Source organism: Vibrio pomeroyi, from assembly GCF_024347595.1.
In the GTDB taxonomy this organism is placed as follows: domain Bacteria; phylum Pseudomonadota; class Gammaproteobacteria; order Enterobacterales; family Vibrionaceae; genus Vibrio; species Vibrio pomeroyi.
Genome location: NZ_AP025506.1, coordinates 1,835,090 through 1,852,369, shown reverse-complemented (window position 1 = coordinate 1,852,369; position 17,280 = coordinate 1,835,090). Strand labels below are relative to the sequence as shown.

Annotated in this window: 12 protein-coding genes; 8 read left to right on the top strand and 4 right to left on the bottom strand. The window is 45.1% G+C overall.

Going from position 1 to position 17,280, the window contains the following annotated elements:
• The first annotated feature begins 284 nt into the window (after positions 1 to 284).
• Positions 285 to 1,109, top strand: a complete 825-nt coding sequence (locus OCV12_RS08380) for a formate dehydrogenase accessory sulfurtransferase FdhD (protein WP_261884373.1) — start codon at positions 285 to 287, stop codon at positions 1,107 to 1,109.
• A gap of 163 nt (positions 1,110 to 1,272) precedes the next feature.
• Here OCV12_RS08380 and OCV12_RS08375 read toward each other — a convergent pair whose 3' ends face one another.
• Entirely contained in the window at positions 1,273 to 2,856 is a 1,584-nt protein-coding gene (locus tag OCV12_RS08375; protein ID WP_176681954.1) for an ABC-F family ATPase, read from the bottom strand.
• 461 nt (positions 2,857 to 3,317) lie between these two features.
• Here OCV12_RS08375 and OCV12_RS08370 point away from each other — a divergent pair, with 461 nt between their 5' ends.
• Together OCV12_RS08370 and OCV12_RS08365 are read left to right on the top strand one after the other, a co-directional pair.
• Positions 3,318 to 5,663 (top strand): ATP-binding protein, encoded by a 2,346-nt coding sequence (locus tag OCV12_RS08370; protein WP_261884372.1) that lies wholly within the window; start codon positions 3,318 to 3,320, stop codon positions 5,661 to 5,663.
• Between the two features lies 1 nt (position 5,664).
• Positions 5,665 to 6,552: a mechanosensitive ion channel family protein gene (locus OCV12_RS08365; protein ID WP_123301710.1), complete on the top strand. Its 888-nt coding sequence runs from the start codon at positions 5,665 to 5,667 to the stop codon at positions 6,550 to 6,552.
• Positions 6,553 to 6,685: 133 nt separating this feature from the next.
• Here OCV12_RS08365 and OCV12_RS08360 read toward each other — a convergent pair whose 3' ends face one another.
• From OCV12_RS08360 to OCV12_RS08350, 3 genes are all read right to left on the bottom strand, one after another.
• The gene (locus OCV12_RS08360; protein WP_261884371.1) at positions 6,686 to 8,305 is read right to left on the bottom strand and encodes a methyl-accepting chemotaxis protein; all 1,620 of its coding nucleotides are present in this window, start codon (positions 8,303 to 8,305) and stop codon (positions 6,686 to 6,688) included.
• Between the two features lie 273 nt (positions 8,306 to 8,578).
• Positions 8,579 to 10,606 (bottom strand): sensor histidine kinase, encoded by a 2,028-nt coding sequence (locus OCV12_RS08355; protein ID WP_261884370.1) that lies wholly within the window; start codon positions 10,604 to 10,606, stop codon positions 8,579 to 8,581.
• Positions 10,596 to 12,059, bottom strand: coding sequence for a sigma-54-dependent transcriptional regulator (locus OCV12_RS08350; RefSeq protein ID WP_261884369.1), 1,464 nt, complete (start codon positions 12,057 to 12,059; stop codon positions 10,596 to 10,598). The genes OCV12_RS08355 and OCV12_RS08350 overlap by 11 nt, the downstream gene beginning before the upstream one ends.
• 302 nt (positions 12,060 to 12,361) lie before the next feature.
• On the opposite strand from OCV12_RS08350, the gene OCV12_RS08345 reads away from it, so the two are divergent.
• From OCV12_RS08345 to OCV12_RS08325, 5 genes are all read left to right on the top strand, one after another.
• Positions 12,362 to 13,168: a substrate-binding domain-containing protein gene (locus tag OCV12_RS08345; RefSeq protein ID WP_150878019.1), complete on the top strand. Its 807-nt coding sequence runs from the start codon at positions 12,362 to 12,364 to the stop codon at positions 13,166 to 13,168.
• Between the two features lie 210 nt (positions 13,169 to 13,378).
• Positions 13,379 to 14,077, top strand: coding sequence for an ABC transporter permease (locus OCV12_RS08340; RefSeq protein ID WP_132968372.1), 699 nt, complete (start codon positions 13,379 to 13,381; stop codon positions 14,075 to 14,077).
• Between the two features lie 10 nt (positions 14,078 to 14,087).
• A complete protein-coding gene (locus OCV12_RS08335; RefSeq protein ID WP_176681197.1) occupies positions 14,088 to 14,807 on the top strand; it encodes an energy-coupling factor ABC transporter ATP-binding protein in 720 nt (239 codons plus the stop codon).
• Complete coding sequence (mobA, locus tag OCV12_RS08330; RefSeq protein WP_046224284.1) at positions 14,785 to 15,369, top strand: molybdenum cofactor guanylyltransferase MobA; 585 nt, start codon at positions 14,785 to 14,787, stop codon at positions 15,367 to 15,369. Before OCV12_RS08335 ends, mobA begins: the two co-directional genes overlap by 23 nt.
• Positions 15,369 to 17,186: a bifunctional molybdopterin-guanine dinucleotide biosynthesis adaptor protein MobB/molybdopterin molybdotransferase MoeA gene (locus OCV12_RS08325; protein ID WP_261884368.1), complete on the top strand. Its 1,818-nt coding sequence runs from the start codon at positions 15,369 to 15,371 to the stop codon at positions 17,184 to 17,186. Before mobA ends, OCV12_RS08325 begins: the two co-directional genes overlap by 1 nt.
• Positions 17,187 to 17,280: the final 94 nt, after the last annotated feature.

Below are 17,280 nucleotides of genomic sequence, written 5' to 3'. Positions count from 1 at the left end.
ACAAACATCGCTGCTTTTGTTAGTCAGTCACCCTTATAACGGTAGTCGATACGCGTAAATTCAGACAGCTCTACCCGTGAACTCTCATATTTTGCTCTATTTTAATCGAATGCTTCATGTTTTCTCGAATAGCCGCTATTTTGGAATGAGAATTGCTAAATGCTTGAGTTAAAGCTAAGACTGACTAAGTGACAGAGAACGCATGTATTCTAAAGAGTCGTATGATGACTCTTGCCTAACTTCTTATCTCTTAAAATCGCTATCTCATTAAGTAGGACGTGACTGTGGTAAAACCAAACATAATAAAAACCAGTGAAAACCCACTTCAGACCATCGAAGTTGAAGTGTTTGATGAATATGGCGAAAAGCTAACGAAACAAATCGCGTGTGAGCGCCCTCTTACCGTTATGTTGAACTGGAAAGAGATCGTAACGCTGATGACATTAGGCTCGCGCCCGGAAGCGTTAGTCTTAGGTTATTTGAAAAACCAAAGCTTCCTGTCTGATCCAGAAGCGGTGGAATCAATCATTATCGATTGGGAAACTAGCTCTGCTGCGGTTATCACCAAAGAAGATACCAGCCAACTTGAACAAGCATTGAAGAAGAAGACGGTAACGTCTGGCTGTGGTCAAGGCACCATGTATGGCAACGTAATGAAGCAGTTGGAAGATTACCAAGTGCCTCAAACGAAGATTAAGCAATCTGAAATATATACAGCTTTAGAAGCGCTGACTCATTACAACGACACCTACAAAAAAGCGGGTGCGGTTCATGGTTGTGCTGTTTGCAAAGACGATCAAGTGTTGTCGTTTGTGGAAGATGTGGGTCGTCATAATGCGGTTGATACCCTAGCGGGTGAGATGTGGCTTAACAAAGAAGACGGCGCAGATAAGATCTTCTACACCACGGGCCGTCTAACCTCTGAAATGGTCATCAAAGTAGCGCAAATGGGCATCCCCGTACTGCTATCACGTTCAGGTGTTACACAAATGGGCTTAGACTTAGCGCAGAAGTTTGGCATCACTACGATCGCTCGTGCTAAAGGTTTGCGCTTCCAAGTGTTTACTGGTGCAGACAAGATAAGCTTTGATGTCAAAGGCGATAAATAAGTGTGTTTACGATTTTTAATGATTTAAAAATTGTGTAGTCGCGAGCAGCCAGATAAATAAACCAATAATGCATAGAAACAAAAACGCCGTCTTACTTTTAGTATGACGGCGTTTTTTAATTCAAGCATATTTAGTTAAAAACTAAGGCTCGTTTAAGGGCTAGCTAGCCACGAGCTTTTAGGAATTCAGCGTAAGTACCGCGGAAGTCGTTGATCTTACCATCACGGATCTCAAGGATACGAGTTGCTAGAGAGTCTACGAATACACGGTCGTGAGATACGAAGAACAATGTGCCTTTGTAGTTCTCAAGAGCCAAGTTAAGCGCTTCGATAGATTCCATATCCATGTGGTTCGTTGGTTCATCCATAAGAAGGATGTTTGGCTTGTGCATCATGATCTTACCAAGAAGCATACGGCCTTGCTCACCACCAGAGATAACCTTTACAGATTTCTTGATGTCGTCTTGGCCAAACAGCATGCGACCTAGGAAGCCACGAACAACTTGCTCGTCTTCGCCTTCTTGACGCCATTGGCTCATCCAATCAAACAGGTTCATATCTGTCTCGAAATCATGTGCGTGATCTTGAGCGTAGTAACCGATGTTTGAGTTTTCAGACCACTTGTACTCACCAGTGCGAGGCTCTAGAGCGCCAGCTAGTGTGTTAAGTAGTGTTGTTTTACCTACACCGTTTTCACCGATGATAGCAACACGCTCACCTACTTCGAAGATACCGTCGAACTTGTTGTATAGGTCTTCTTCAAAACCTTGAGATAGGTTTTCAACCACAAGTGCGTTACGGAATAGCTCTTTAGACTGTTCGAAACGGATGAACGGGTTTTGACGGCTAGACGCTTTAACTTCGTCTAGTTGGATCTTGTCGATTTGCTTAGCTCGAGACGTTGCTTGCTTCGCTTTAGATGCGTTAGCAGAGAAACGAGAAACGAACGTTTGAAGTTCAGCAATTTGTGCTTTCTTCTTAGCGTTGTCAGACAGTAGACGTTCACGCGCTTGAGTAGCAGCCGTCATGTACTCATCGTAGTTGCCTGGGAATAGACGAAGTTCGCCGTAATCAAGGTCAGCCATGTGTGTACAAACAGAGTTTAGGAAGTGACGGTCGTGCGAAATGATGATCATTGTGCAGTTACGTTGGTTTAGCGTATCTTCCAACCACTTGATGGTGTCCATATCCAGGTTGTTCGTTGGTTCGTCAAGAAGCATGATATGCGGGTCTGCAAACAGTACTTGAGACAATAGAACACGAAGTTTCCAACCTGGTGCTACTTCGCTCATTAGACCGAAGTGCATAGATTCTTCAATACCTACAGCAAGAAGAAGCTCACCCGCTTTCGCTTCTGCCATGTAACCGTCCATTTCAGCGAACTGAACTTCAAGGTCAGCCACTTTCATGCCGTCTTCTTCGCTCATTTCTGGCAAAGAGTAAATGCGGTCACGCTCTTGCTTAATAGCCCAAAGCTCTTTGTGACCCATGATAACCGTGTCGATTACCGTGAATTCTTCGTAAGCAAATTGGTCTTGGTTTAGCTTAGCAACGCGCTCGTTTGGATCGTAGCTTACGTTGCCAGAAGTCGGCTCTAGTTCACCAGATAGGATCTTCATGAACGTCGATTTACCACAGCCATTCGCGCCGATTAAACCGTAGCGGTTGCCTTCGCCGAACTTAACTGAAATATTTTCGAAAAGTGGCTTAGCGCCGAATTGTTGGGTGATATTTGCTGTGGAGATCAATGCCATTACCTTCTTAATGTGAAAAACGTCGCAACGTTACTTGTTCAGGGCTTTAACTGCAAGTATTGATTGCATTTACCCGCTATTAAGTGAGTGATAACCCAGCCAAATCATAGTTTGAGCTGACTCACATTTTTGATTTCTATTTTAAGCGCAATAAAACGCCAATATTCAATAGAGCGAAAGTCGTGAATAGCTAAGCAAAATCCGGTTTATATAAAGACATATACTGTGTAAATAATTAAATATATCGCACAATAAACTGTTACAACCAAACCTACTTAATACAAAGCTATTTACAACATCATCTGATGCTCCAATATTAGCCTAACCTCTGACAATTTCATGACAAAGAGCCAGGAATCAGGGATAAAGTACTCGCCCCTAAAAATGGGTTCGATTTCACAAAGCGAAATTAACTAACTATAGTAATCCTAACCTCATAATTTTAAGAGACTTTTATGCGTTCATTCATGCGCTTCTTATTATTCACTTTAGCCATCGTTTCTTGGCCGAGTCTTGCTAACTTAGACTACGACTTACAATCCCAACCTCAGGTGTCTGAAGCGGCCCAAGATCTGGCTAACCGGATTGATGAACTCCCCGACCCTCTGTTTATGAATACGGCAGACAAACGCAAGGTAAACATCCTGTTGTCTCAAGTGCTGCGTATCCAAAAGCAACAGATTGCAACGTTCGACCAACAGTTGAAAACGTATCGTGAGAAGAACGATGCCGAGCAATGGTTTGAGGTTGAGTCGAGTTACATCACGCTAAATAGCCTGAACGTCAGCAAGCAATATCTGCTTGAGCAAACCACGACCGCCAACAAAGAACGTCTTACTGGTTTTGGCCCTTATGGTGTGACTCAGTTTAAGCAAGAGTGGCAATTGACTCAGCTGAACGTTGAGTACCTTGTCTATTTCCAGACTCGTAGCTTCAAGGCGTTGATCAAAGACATCTTCATTTCACCGGTTCCGGTGATTTGGGCATCTCTGAAAGTCTTGTTTATCTACTTTGGTTTGGTGTGGTGGCTTTCAAACGGCACTCGTTTAATCGAACTGTTTAGAATCAACTTCCTAGAAACCAAACAAAGCCCACCGTTTTGGGTTCGTTTAATTTGGTATGTGAGCCGCGCTCACAGAGCGATCGCTTGGTTAATCGCGATTACGATCTCTTTGCGTATTCTGTCGAGCTTGCCAAGCCTACAGCACTTAATCTTCCTAGAAATTTTCACATGGTGGATTCTTGGTGGCTCAATTGCGATCAGCTTTATTCTTGAGTTTGCGTATCGCATCAGCCGTACCTCAAACAACGAAGTGAGAGCGCTTCGACTATCGAGCATCCGTCGCTATGTGTGGAGCTTCATTGTTGCTGGTGTGATCATGCAGGTCTCTATCAGAACCTTAGGTAAAGGCACGATTTATAGCTGGATCTACAGTGCCCTGTTCTTCTGGTTCGTATTGGTGACCATTTCTGTTTTAAGACTGTGGCGTGCAAAAGTCTTTGAAGCACTAGAACACATCACTGACAGACCAGTATGGGTGAACTGGGCGGTTAACCGTCAGAATACCTTTGTGCTTAATATTGTGGCGACAGCGATTGGCGCGGTGTGGTTGATGGTCTACAGCTTCCAACATCGCATTATGGCGCTGTTGTCTGGCTTTACTCTGTTTAGTCAGGCTCTTGCTTACCTGTTTAGAATTGAAGTGGCTAAACAGTCTGACTTGGATAAGAACCAACAGAATCTGGTCAGAATCAAGGGCGACCAAACCTTTGAATACATTCTACCGGGTTCAATAGACAGTGAACTGATTGACTACGCGGGCGATGAAGTGAAGCAGCTTTCTCGTTACCTAATGTCTGACAGCCCTGCAATTTGTATTTTGTCGGGCGAACGTGGTGTTGGTTCAACGACTTTGCTTTATACCCTATTGCACAAGGTATCGAACGCCGAGCCTATCTACGTAAGTTGCCCTTATGCGGGTTACCAAGAGCTGCTTTGTCACTTAGCGGTAAGTATTGGTTTAGAAGAGGAAGCGACTGAGATTCAAATCTTGGCGCACCTACGTAAGAGTGAAACAACCTACTTAATCGCGATTGATAATGCGCAGCGCCTTGTTAAACCTATGGTTGGTGGCCTTTCTGATTTGATTCGCTTAACCAACTTGTTGCGTCGTTCTAAAAAGAATCACCGCATTGTGATGTCGATTGCGAAATCGAGCTGGCGTTTTGTAGACAGAGCGCGTGGTGAGCGTCTGTTATTTGATTTGGTGTGCTTCCTTCCTCGTTGGACAGAAAAGCAAGTGGGTGAACTGCTAACAAGCCGTATCAACACCCAACTAGAAAAGCCTCTGTCATTCGATGGTTTGGTCGTTCCGAAACAGTGGGACCAAGATGAGATGTCAGAGGAAGAGCGCGCACGCCAAGGCTTCTATCGTATCTTGTGGCACTACTCAGATGGTAACCCGACTGTTGCCTTGCGTTTCTTCCGTTTGTCTCTGAATCGAAACAAAGAGACGGATCAAGCAGTCGTGAGATTGTTCCACGTACCTGAAGCACAAGAGTTAGAAAACATGCCGAAACCTATGTTGGCTGTGTTGCGCTCTATCGTGCAACTGGAGATTGCGTCTCCTGAGGTACTGTCTGAATGTACTCAGCTAAGCATTGCGGAAATAACCGGGATTCTGCGCTACTTCGAGAGCCGCGGTTACATTGGTTGGAATGAAGACAAGGCCAAGATCTCCGATCACTGGTTCCGTCACATTACTAACGTTCTCGACCGTCAACATTTATTGGTGAAGTAAAATGAAGAAGTTATTTGTCCTATTACTTGTTGGCTTAGCGACGGCGGTGAGTTTCCCGACTTACGCAACGGAAGAGTTAGCCAATGTAGAAAACATCTCGAAGATTGCGAGCCTTGTACGATGGAGCGGCGTGTTCTTCTCGCTCATCGTGATTGGTGCGATGTGGTTATTGCTTAAGTTTATCAACTCGATGGTGACGAGCTTTGGTAGCCAATTCGTGCAATACCGAATGCTGCTACAAAAGCTTCAGTCGTTCATGCAGTTTTTCATCTATGTGAGCACAGGTCTTATCGTGTTCATGATGAGCTTTAGAATCAATGACCAAATACTGGCTCTGATTGGTGGTACCCTCGCCGTATCTGTCGGTTTTGCACTTAAAGACTTGGCAGCATCATTCATCGCCGGTATCACGGTGATGATTGATAGACCTTTTCAGGTTGGTGACCGTGTCACGTTTGAAGGTAACTACGGAGACATTATCACTATTGGTTTACGCTCTGTACGTATGAGAACGTTGAATGACGACATCATTACGATTCCGAACAACAAGTTCTTAAACGAAGTGACCACCAGTGGTAACTATGGCGCGTTGGATATGCAGGTGGTGATTCCGTTTTATGTTGGAATGAATGAAGACATCACCCTAGCCCGCGACTTGATTCAAGAAGCGGCCTCTTCAAGTCGCTACATCCACTTACCAAAGCCCGTGACTGTTCTGGTTAAACAGACGATCACCGACAACTACCTTGCGATACAGTTGACGTGTAAGGCTTATGTGGTGGACACCGCGTATGAGAAATTGTTTGAAACCGACATTACCCTGCGTGTGATGAAAGAGTTTAAGAAACACAACATCAACCCACCGAAGATTTCAGTGGCAGCGCATTAGTCGCCGTTGGTTTAACACTCGGAGAGTGAATTAATCTCCTAGTCTGCAACAAACGAAAACACCTCCGAGCTTATCAAGTACGGAGGTGTCTTTTATGAGGTTTTGTCTTTGTTAACGCTAAGTGCTTTTGGGTTTACACCTTAAAGTACTTCAACTGTTCTGTTAGATGCTCCGTGGTGTTGGCCATTTTCTGGCTATCCTCTGCAAGCGATTGTGAAGCTTGCAGAACTTCGTTAGCCGCTAAGTGAATACCAGTGACACTCTCACTCATTTCAGTGGCTACTGTACTCTGTTGTTCAGACGCTGCGGCAATCTGAGCCACCATGTCATTAGCGTTGTGCAGCTCATTCACTATCACATCCAGTTGTTGGCGTGTTTCATTAGAAGCCACGACACTGTGATCGACTTTCTCATTACTGCTTTGCATCGCTTTAAAGGTACGCTCAGCTTGCTGAGTCAATTTCTCAATAGTTGATTGCACTTCGTTGGTCGAGTTTTGAGTGCGACTTGCTAGATTACGTACTTCATCAGCCACAACCGCAAAACCCCTACCTTGTTCACCCGCACGTGCTGCTTCTATCGCTGCGTTCAGTGCCAACAAGTTTGTTTGTTCTGATACATCACGGATCACACCAACAACTTGACTAATCTCAGTCACACCCGATTGAAGATCTTTGACTAGGTTATTCGCTGTCGAGATGTTTTCTGAAACCTGAGAGATGGTTGTCGACGTTACCTGCATGTTTTCGTCGTTCTGATTTGCATGATCGACGACCTTATTAGTGCTTGCGGCTGTGTTTTCTGCATTCACCGCGACATCTGAGATAGTCGCGCTCATTTCTGTCATCGCAGTAGACAGTAATTCCAACTGCGCATGTTGAGAGTTAACACTGGTTGCAGCCTCTTCACTGGCTTGCGCGATGTGACTCGCCATATTGCTCGATAAGTCCGCTGACTCATTGGCAGTACGTAGCGTCGTTTGCAGTTTATCGAGCATGGTATCGATCTGATGGCTCATATCACCGAGCTCATCTTTACGTGTCATGTTCATGCGTACACGAAGGTCGCCATCGGCAATCTTATGGGTGTTATCGATAAGCTTATTCAGCGGCACAAGGATGTTGTTGGAAATCGCGTAGCCCATCGCGAACAGTATGCCTGACAAAACAACCGCTACCATTCCTTCCTTAATGGCTAAGGCATAGAACGCCTCTTGGATATCCGCGACTAAGATTCCAGAGCCGATCACCCAGTTCCATTCTGGAAACAGCTGAACGTATGAGATCTTGTCCTTGAGTTCACCTTGAGGACTCATCCATTGGTAATCAAGAAAACCTTTCTCTTCAGGAGTGCGAGAAATAGTCACCATCTCACGCCAGTGATGTTTACCTGCGCCATCTCGTAGGTTTCCGGCATTGGTGCCATTGAGTTCAGGCTTTAATGGATGGCTGATGATGTTGAGCTGCTGGTTTAGAATCCAGAAGTAATTGGTGTTGTCATAGCGAAGCGTCTTGATAGCTTGTAGCGCACGATCCTTTGCGACTTCTTCACCCAGTACACCGCGTTGGCTGTAATAATAGCTTGCCAAACTTACCGCGGTTTCGACTTGTGCACTGAGCTTATCTTGTCGCTCTTCCATAGAGCTTGCTCGCTGCTGCATTAAATTAAAGGTGGATGCCATTACCAGTAGAACGACCGATAAAATGACGATGGAGACGAGTTTTGATTTGATAGATAGGTTACTTAATTTCATAGCTGACTGACTTTATTATTTGTTTTGATTATGGATTTTCGACCAAGTTATCAAAAATCCGAACAGTTCAGATGATATGCATCAAGATCGAAAGGTATACACTGTGTTACATAATCAAAAAGAGGTATACGTCAAACAGGCAGTGGTTGAGATTTGGCTGGCGATAGATTACTAGTGCGGAATCTTCGTGCTTGGGCTAAAACGTTCGTGTAATAGCCCAAGCGCGTTAGAAGTATTATTGGGTGATAATATCGGTGAATTGGTTGTTAGAACTTATAGATTTGATACAAGCAATTGAGGTGTGGCTTTCTGTTGAAGATAGATGCTAAAGCGACTTCCTTTACCTACTTCGGATTCAACACGTATTTCACCGCCCGTTTGGCTCAAGATACTTTGAGAAACGGATAAGCCTAAGCCTGTGCCATCTCGCTTAGTCGTGTAGAAAGGCGAGAAAATGCGTTTCAGCTGCTCTTCCTTGATTCCACAACCTTCATCTTCCACATGAACAATCGCACCATGAGACACGCCATTCTCTACCCAGTCTTCGCTTGAAATAGTCAATGTGCCCTGTCCGTCCATTGCATGAATCGCGTTCATCTGTAGATTAACCAGAATTTGCAGCAATTGGTTGCGGTTAACTTCGACAGACGTTTTCGCATGCAGCTGTGATACGTACACAATACCTTTCTTCTTGGCGCCCGTTTTCACAAGCGTAATGCTCTCGTCAACGATTGGGTTGATGTGTTGCCAAGTGATCTCATCTTGTACACCGCCATGTCGGCTGTATTGAAGCAGGCTTCGTGTGATGTTTCGGATACGGTCAATCTGCTCCATGATCGCGTGGACTTCTTCTTCTACACGGCTCACTTCATCACCCAGCTCAAACTTCATGAGCTCAACGTTGCCAAGAATCACAGCGGTTGGGTTATTGATCTCGTGGGCAATGCCAGCGGTTAACTCACCTAACGCAGCTAACTTTTCATTCACCACCAGCTTATCTCTGGCTTGATTGAGTAGTTTGATGTGCAATTCGAGCTCTTCAGTTTTCTCTTTCAAGCTTGCCGTACGTGAGTGCACTTTACATTCCAGCTCAGAAGCCGCTTGTTGAATCTCTTGATTACGTTCATGAAGCAAATCCAACATCTTGTCGAACTGTTTCGCAAGCAAAGTGAGTTCGTGTTGATCATCTAAGCCGAGCGTACCAATTCGCTTGTCTTGCCCCATCTGGACTAGCTTTACCACTTTATGGATGCGTTCGATGGGGTTGAAAAGATCACGCGCGCCACGATGGACGATCAAACCAGAAGCTAATAACAGCAGCACGATCGTAATACTGATTTCGCCAAGGTTAGTCAGATACGTTTCGATAAGCGGCCAAATCAGATAACCGGTATAAAGCATGCCAATCACATTATCGAACTGGTCATGTATGGGTTGATACGCGGTGATGTACCAAGCGTCATAAACATACGCACGATCTAACCACTCTTTGCCTTCGTTTAAGACTTTGGAATGAACCTCGTGCGAAACACGCGTACCAATCGCACGCCCTGCACTGTCTTCACTGCTTAGAGGTACATTGGTGCTGACACGCAGGTCATCAAGGAATACGGTGACGGTACCAATACGACGGTTGAATCCATCACGTTGCGGATAGATCAGGTTACTAATTTGATCGACAAGCTGTGTACTGTTATTTAGTAGAATACCGCCATCAAGAAAACCAATTACATGTTCGTTCTTATCTCGAATAGAAACCACGGTGCGACTGACCAAGCCTCGTGTTTCAACGTTCTTCCCTTTGAGCATCGGCACTTCGGCTTTCTTTGCGAGATCACGATCTAAGGTGTTTAGCTCATCTTGACTCAATACGCTGAAAAACGACTCTTTGTGGGTCAGGTTTAGGTATTCGAGCTTCTTCTCCATGCTCTCGACACTGCGCCAGCGAAGAAAGTCGAGTTCATAGCGAGATTTGTTTTCAGAAACCCAACGAATAAGATCTTCTTGCGAAAGATCACTCGCGAGTTTGACTCGGAAGTTGTAAGACTCAGCAAACGCACGAACGTTATAAGCCTGTTGGCTTTGAATGAGATGAATACTGTTATCCGCTACATCTAGGCGCTCGTCAACATCGATTAAAGCCCCCTGCCACGTGTAATGAACCGACCAATACAGCGTGATAGCAACAAGTGCACACAACGTAAGAATGATCGGAGCAGATGTCAGAAACAATAAGCGGTAGCGAACCATGGTCTTGAAGCGGAACGCCCACTTTGACCACCACTGACGTCTAATCGGCATATTCAGAGCCTTCTGTATTCCAATCTTTGTATTTACGCTCTAGCGTTTTACGTGCAACGCCAAGATCTCTTGCCGCAGCAGACTTATTACCATCATGAAAACTTACTAACTGTTCTATATGAGATTTTTCCACTTCTTTGAGCGTCCAAGTGTTTGGGTAGCCCTCTGCAGCGTCTGTGTTATTCAAGTTTGGCACTTCTGCGCCGTGTGACACCGTCACTGAAATGCTAGCTGGAGCTGGGTCGCCATTTACTTCTCGCCAATAGTGAGCTGGTGGCTTATCTAACAGAATACAGCGTTCTACTAAGTTCTTAAGTTCACGGATATTACCCGGCCATTCGTATTCGTTCATCGCCAAGATGTCTTCATGTGCCCAGTTTGGAACGGGCATACCAAGCTCACTCGATAATAGACGTGTAAAGTATGGAACCAGCTCAATCAGATCCGATGGACGTTCTCTTAGTGGCACCACATCAATCTTCAATACATTCAATCGGTAGAATAGATCGCGGCGGAAATGTCCTTTATCGACTTCTTCTTGAAGGTTACGGTTGGTCGCCGCTACAACGCGTACGTCGACTGCGATCTCTTTCTCACTGCCGACAGGTCTGATTGTGCGTTGTTCTAACACACGTAAAAGCGCAGCTTGCATTGGCAGTGGCATTTCACCAATCTCATCAAGGAAAAGTGTGCCGCCGCTCGCCACTCTGAATAAGCCTTCACGGTTCTTCTTCGCACCAGTAAACGCACCAGAGGTGTGACCAAACAATTCGCTTTCCAAAAGTTCTGGAGCAATCGCACCACAGTTAATTGGTACAAAAGGCCCAGTTCGCTTGCTGGCTTCATGTATGCCGCGTGCAACCAACTCTTTACCTGTGCCCGACTCGCCTTCAATAAGAACCGATGCTCGTGATGGTGCGAACTGGCTGATGAGCAGCTTTAATTGTTTGGTTTTGTCTGAACTGCCGATTAGCTCGGTTTTGATATGACGGCTAACATCGCGCTTCAACGCGTATTGCATTCGTTGGTCTAGGCGTTTATCCATGCAACGCAGTACAGCTTGTATCATCTGCTCAAGGTTGAACGGTTTTAGGATAAAGTCAGAAGCGCCAAGCTTAAGTGCTGAAATGGTCATCTCTAAATCGGCATAGCCAGTCATAAAGATCACATCAGCTTTTCGGTCACTGTCGTTAAAGGCTTCTTCCCATTCAATACCAGAACGGCCTGGAAGGTTGATATCGAGAACAATGAGGTCGAAGTGTTCGTTACAACGCAGAACCTCAGCTTCTTCTACGGAACCTGCGCTCGAGACCTTGCCAAAGTACTTACCTAGTGCTTTCTTAAGAATTGCCTGCATCCCAATTTCATCATCAACAACCAAGACAGAAAATGCCTGATATTGAGTCAACGTGTTTGAATTGAGATGGGACGTACTTGAACTAGGTAAAGACATAATGATCAGCCGATAGGGAAAGTTGGGACAGAGTGTACCAATTAACCTTTTGATCAACAGGGTCAAAGTGCGACATTTTGTCCTAGCTCATGTTTTGATTCATTTTATAAGGTCAAATGGCGCAGTTTTGTCCGAAATAACAGCAATTTAATGAAATCTGATGCATCATTTATTGGCATTAAGCTTGCTTATAAGGTGATGATTTCTAATTACAAGAATTAGCATCTTATGTACATGCCCTTCTTTGAGCCCTTTAAAACGAAGGCATGTCATTCATTTATAACAGAATGGACATAATAATAATGAAAGCAATTCCTCTAACTATTGCAGCTCTATCTATCGTCAGTTACTCGGCTAGCAGCGCAGAAGACACCACGCATATCAAGCTTGCGACAACGACAAGCACTTATCACTCAGGCCTACTGGATTACCTACTGCCTGAATTCGAAAAAGATTCTGGCATCAAAGTAGATGTTCTAGCGGCGGGTACGGGTAAATCTCTTCGCATGGGTGAAAATGGCGATGTGGATTTGGTGATGACTCACGCCCCAAAGGCTGAAGCGAACTTTGTTGAAAAAGGCTACGGCGTTTTACCTCGTAAACTGATGTACAACGACTTTGTGATTGTTGGCCCTCAAAGCGACCCAGCAAAAATCGAATCTCAAAAAGCGGTAGCAGATGTATTCAAAGCAATCGCAACCAACAACGTGACGTTTGTGTCTCGTGGTGACGATTCAGGTACGCACAAGAAAGAGATGGGCATTTGGGCACAGACCAAAATGGAACCAAACTTTGGTGGCTACCGCAGTGTTGGTCAAGGCATGGGCCCTACTCTGAACATGGCGTCTGAAATGCAAGGCTACACCATGACAGATCGTGGTACGTGGTTGGCTTACCAAAACAAACTGGATCTTAAAATCCTTTTCCAAGGCGACAAGAACCTATTTAATCCTTACCAAGTCATTCTAGTTAACCCTGAGCGCTACCCAAGCATTAACTACCAAGCGGCGAAAGTATTCAGTGATTGGTTGGTGAACCCTAAAGGTCAGAAACTGATTAATGACTTTAAACTGCACGGCAAACAGCTGTTTGTAGCGAGCGCAGAGTAGTTTTTCGTAAGCGTAGATTCGTTTATAACAAGCAGAGAATGGTTTGTTTTAAGTGTTAATTCCAATTAGCACTACGCTTAACTAATCAGTTAACTGAAGCATTTAAAGAAACAATAGCTGGCCAATATAGGCTCAATAATATTGTGTCAGCTATGATTAACATCAGTCATTACCGATAAAGACCTATTATCGATTCACACGAGATACTTCATGACCCTATGGCAAACAACGCTTGATGCATTGAATTTACTAGTCAGTTTTGACCAAGAACTGTGGCAAATTGTAGCGGTATCCTTCAGCGTATCTTTGTCCGCCATTTCATTGGTGATTATTCCTGCAATCATCATGGCTTTCATATTGGCTTATACCGAGTTCCCCGGTAAATGGGCGCTGCTGTCGGTGATCAATACCTTACAAGCTATCCCTACCGTAGTAATTGGCTTGCTGATGTACATGATGCTCTCTCGTTCCGGCCCATTAGGTGACTGGCAATTGCTGTTCACTCAAAAGGCGATGATTCTGGGTCAGATGCTGATCTGCTTCCCAATTCTGGTTGCTATGATGCACGGCGCGCTGCAAGCCAGTGACCGTCGCGCGGTAGAAACCGCACGTACTCTTGGCGTCTCAACCACTCGAGTTGCGTGTACCTTGATCTGGGAAACTCGTTTCCCTCTACTTGCAGCTGCCATTGCTGCCTTCTCTCGTATTGTTACCGAGGTGGGTTGTTCAATGATGGTAGGTGGCAACATTATGGGAATGACTCGAAATATTCCAACGGCTATTGCTATGGAGAGCCACAAAGGCGCATTCGCTCAAGGTGTCGCGCTAGGCATGGTTTTATTGGCATTGGCATTAGCCCTTAACTTTTTCCTTTCCAGTGTGAGAGGAAAAGGCTATTTAAGAACTTAGGAACGCTGTCATGAGTATAAAAATAACAACGCAGCAAATTTCAATGCGCTACAAAGAGCGTGTTTTATTCCATATCCCTGAGCTGTCGATCGGCCCTAACGATGCTATTTATCTGAAGGGTGACAACGGTGTTGGTAAAACGACCCTACTTAAAATCTTGTCAGGTTTGATCAAACCAAGCTCTGGCCGTATTCAATGTCCAACACAAAGTTGGCAACATAACCTGTTTCCTAGACTAAAATTCAAAGACATCATCTATCTCCATCAAACTCCTTACCTATTTGATGGCTCTGTGTACCAAAATGTCGCTTATGGCATTCGCTTTAACAAAGAGAGCCAAAAAGATAAGCGAGCTCAAATAATTAATGCTTTGAGGATGGTAGGTTTAGAAACCCTAGCAGACGAGCACATTTCCGTGCTGTCTGGTGGTGAGCGTCAACGCGTAGCAATGGCAAGAGCTTGGATTCTCAAGCCTTCAATCTTGCTCATGGACGAACCAAGTGCTTCTTTAGACAAAGAATCTATTGAAAGATTGGTGATTATGGCCGAAGATCTTCTTCAGAGAGGCGCGAGTTTAGTCATTACAAGTCACCAAACCAACGCGTTAACCGATTTGTGCAAGAAGCAGTGGTGGATCAAAGACAACACCTTGACCGAATCACCGCTTCTGCAAGTAATTAAAAAGAACAAAGCACAAGAGAATATTTATGCTGCTTCCAACGCAAACTAGTTGGGTTATTTTGGCTGGCGGACAAGCCAGCCGTATGGGCGGAAAAGATAAAGGACTCGTTGAGCTCAACGGTTCCCCGCTTATTCAATACGTTATAGACAAGCTGTCACAACAAGATGTCAGCATCACCATCAATGCCAACCGTAACCTCGACAGCTACCAAGCGTTCGCTCCGGTTGTTTCCGATTCGTTCCCTGACTACCCAGGTCCTTTGGGTGGCATTCACGCCGGCCTTAAAAACGCGGCTACAGATTGGGTTGGCTTTGTCCCTTGTGACAGCCCGCAAATCAGTGACGACCTTGTTGAGCGTTTTTGCGCTGCGGTAAAAGAAGACAGCGACATTCTTGTGGCTCACGATGGTGAATATAAACAGCCAGTTTTTACCCTATTTCACAAGCGCGTACTTCCAAAGTTAGAAGCCTTTTTAGAACGTGGCGACCGCAAGATCATCTTGCTGTACAAAGAGTGTGTGACTGAGTACGTCGATTTTAGCGACGCGCCAAACTGCTTTGTAAATCTCAATACGCCAGAAGAACTCACCCAATTCGGAACGCTTCAATAATGAAAGATTCAAAACAACGCCCTAACCTGCCTTTATTAGGTTTTGCTGCTTACAGCGGTACAGGCAAAACAACCGTACTTGAAGCGTTACTGCCTTTGCTTACCAACGCAGGTTTGAAAGTGGGTGCTCTTAAACATGCTCACCACGATTTCGATGTCGATAAGCCGGGCAAAGACAGTTACCGCCTACGCAAAGCGGGCGCGAATCAAATGCTGATCGCTTCGCGTAACCGTCACGTGATGATGACAGAAACACCAGAAGCGGAAGCCGACTTTGATTATCTGCTGACACGTTTCGATACCAACACGTTGGACTTAATTCTGGTTGAAGGCTGCAAGAACATCGCCTTTCCTAAGATTGAGCTTCACCGTGATGAAGTGGGTAAACCTTGGCTTTATCCAAACGATGCCAACATCATTGCTATCGCCGCAGACAGCCAAGTTGAATCTGACCTACCACAAATAGCGATCAGCGACTTAGAAGCGATTCGTGATTTCATCATCGACTATGCTCAGTCTTTCAACCCTGCTTCGAAAACAAGTAAAGTCGCTGCGTGTGCATCGTCAAAAGACAACACGCCAGTTGTGTGTTGTGACTCTTTCTCTCCAGCAGGTCTTACCGTGACTCAAGGTCAGCAAAAGATTGTTGATAGTATTGATGCACTAGAGCTGATTGAATCTGTTGCACTAGAGCAAGGCTATGGTCGTGTATTGGCTGAAGATGTTATCTCGCCAATCAACGTGCCTCAGAACACTAACTCTGCGATGGACGGCTATGCCATTCGTGGTGAAGATTTAGAGCTAGATAGCTACCGAGTTGTTGCTGAAGTGATGGCAGGACACAGCTACGACAAAGCCGTTCAACAAGGTGAAGCTGTTAAGATCATGACTGGCGCGCCAATGCCTGAAGGTGTTGATGTGGTTGTGATGCGTGAACAAGCCGTAGAAGAAGGCGACACAGTTAGCTTCCCAGATGCGAAAATCTCATTAGGACAAAATGTCCGTATGGCGGGTGAAGACCTAGAAATCGGTCAACCTGTCTTTACGCGTGGCACACGAATCGAAGCACCAGAAATGGGTATGATGGCGTCGCTTGGTTTCGGTACCTGCCCTGTTCTGCGAAAAGTTAAAGTGGGCGTGTTCTCGACGGGTGATGAAGTTCAAGCGCCAGGTAGCGAGCAGAAACCGAACTCTATCTACGACTCAAACCGTTTTACTATTATCGGCATGCTGCAAAAGCTTGGTTGTGACATCGTTGATTACGGCATCATTGAAGATGACGAACAAAAGATGATGGATGTACTTCACGCGGCTTCTTTAGAAACTGATATGGTGCTAACGTCTGGTGGTGTGTCTGTTGGTGATGCTGACTACATTAAACTTGCGTTAGACAAACTGGGCGAGATTAACTTCTGGCGTATCAACATGCGTCCGGGGCGCCCTCTTGCTTACGGTAAAATTGAAGACAAACCTTTCTTTGGCTTACCGGGTAACCCAGTTGCTGTGATGGTGTCGTTCATTAACTTTGTTGAGCCTGCAATTCGTAAGCTGCAAGGTCAAACTAATTGGACACCAGTGAAAGCAAACGCGGTTGCAACAGAGCAATTACGTTCTCGCCAAGGCCGTACCGAGTTCAGCCGTGGTGTGTTCTCAATGAATGAATCTGGTGTGCTTGAAGTGAAGACGACGGGTAAACAAGGGTCAGGTATTCTGCGCTCAATGAGTGAAGCAAACTGCTTAATCGAAATCTCACCAGCGGTTGATACTGTCAAAGTCGGTGAGACAGTGACGATCATTCCACTGCAAGGTCGTGTTTGATTTAGCACACCCTCGATTTAACATCGCTTCCCAAGAAAAAGACGAAGCCCGCTTATATTCGATATAAGCGGGCTTCTTTTTTGGTTCGTACTGA

Bases quoted from the DNA above. Each gene is read 5' to 3' on its own strand.
- OCV12_RS08370 (WP_261884372.1), top strand. From the start codon at position 3,318: ATGCGTTCATTCATGCGCTTCTTATTATTCACTTTAGCCATCGTTTCT.
- OCV12_RS08365 (WP_123301710.1), top strand. From the start codon at position 5,665: ATGAAGAAGTTATTTGTCCTATTACTTGTTGGCTTAGCGACGGCGGTG.
- OCV12_RS08360 (WP_261884371.1), bottom strand. From the start codon at position 8,305: ATGAAATTAAGTAACCTATCTATCAAATCAAAACTCGTCTCCATCGTC.
- OCV12_RS08355 (WP_261884370.1), bottom strand. From the start codon at position 10,606: ATGCCGATTAGACGTCAGTGGTGGTCAAAGTGGGCGTTCCGCTTCAAG.
- OCV12_RS08350 (WP_261884369.1), bottom strand. From the start codon at position 12,059: ATGTCTTTACCTAGTTCAAGTACGTCCCATCTCAATTCAAACACGTTG.
- OCV12_RS08345 (WP_150878019.1), top strand. From the start codon at position 12,362: ATGAAAGCAATTCCTCTAACTATTGCAGCTCTATCTATCGTCAGTTAC.
- OCV12_RS08340 (WP_132968372.1), top strand. From the start codon at position 13,379: ATGACCCTATGGCAAACAACGCTTGATGCATTGAATTTACTAGTCAGT.
- OCV12_RS08335 (WP_176681197.1), top strand. From the start codon at position 14,088: ATGAGTATAAAAATAACAACGCAGCAAATTTCAATGCGCTACAAAGAG.
- mobA (WP_046224284.1), top strand. From the start codon at position 14,785: ATGCTGCTTCCAACGCAAACTAGTTGGGTTATTTTGGCTGGCGGACAA.
- OCV12_RS08325 (WP_261884368.1), top strand. From the start codon at position 15,369: ATGAAAGATTCAAAACAACGCCCTAACCTGCCTTTATTAGGTTTTGCT.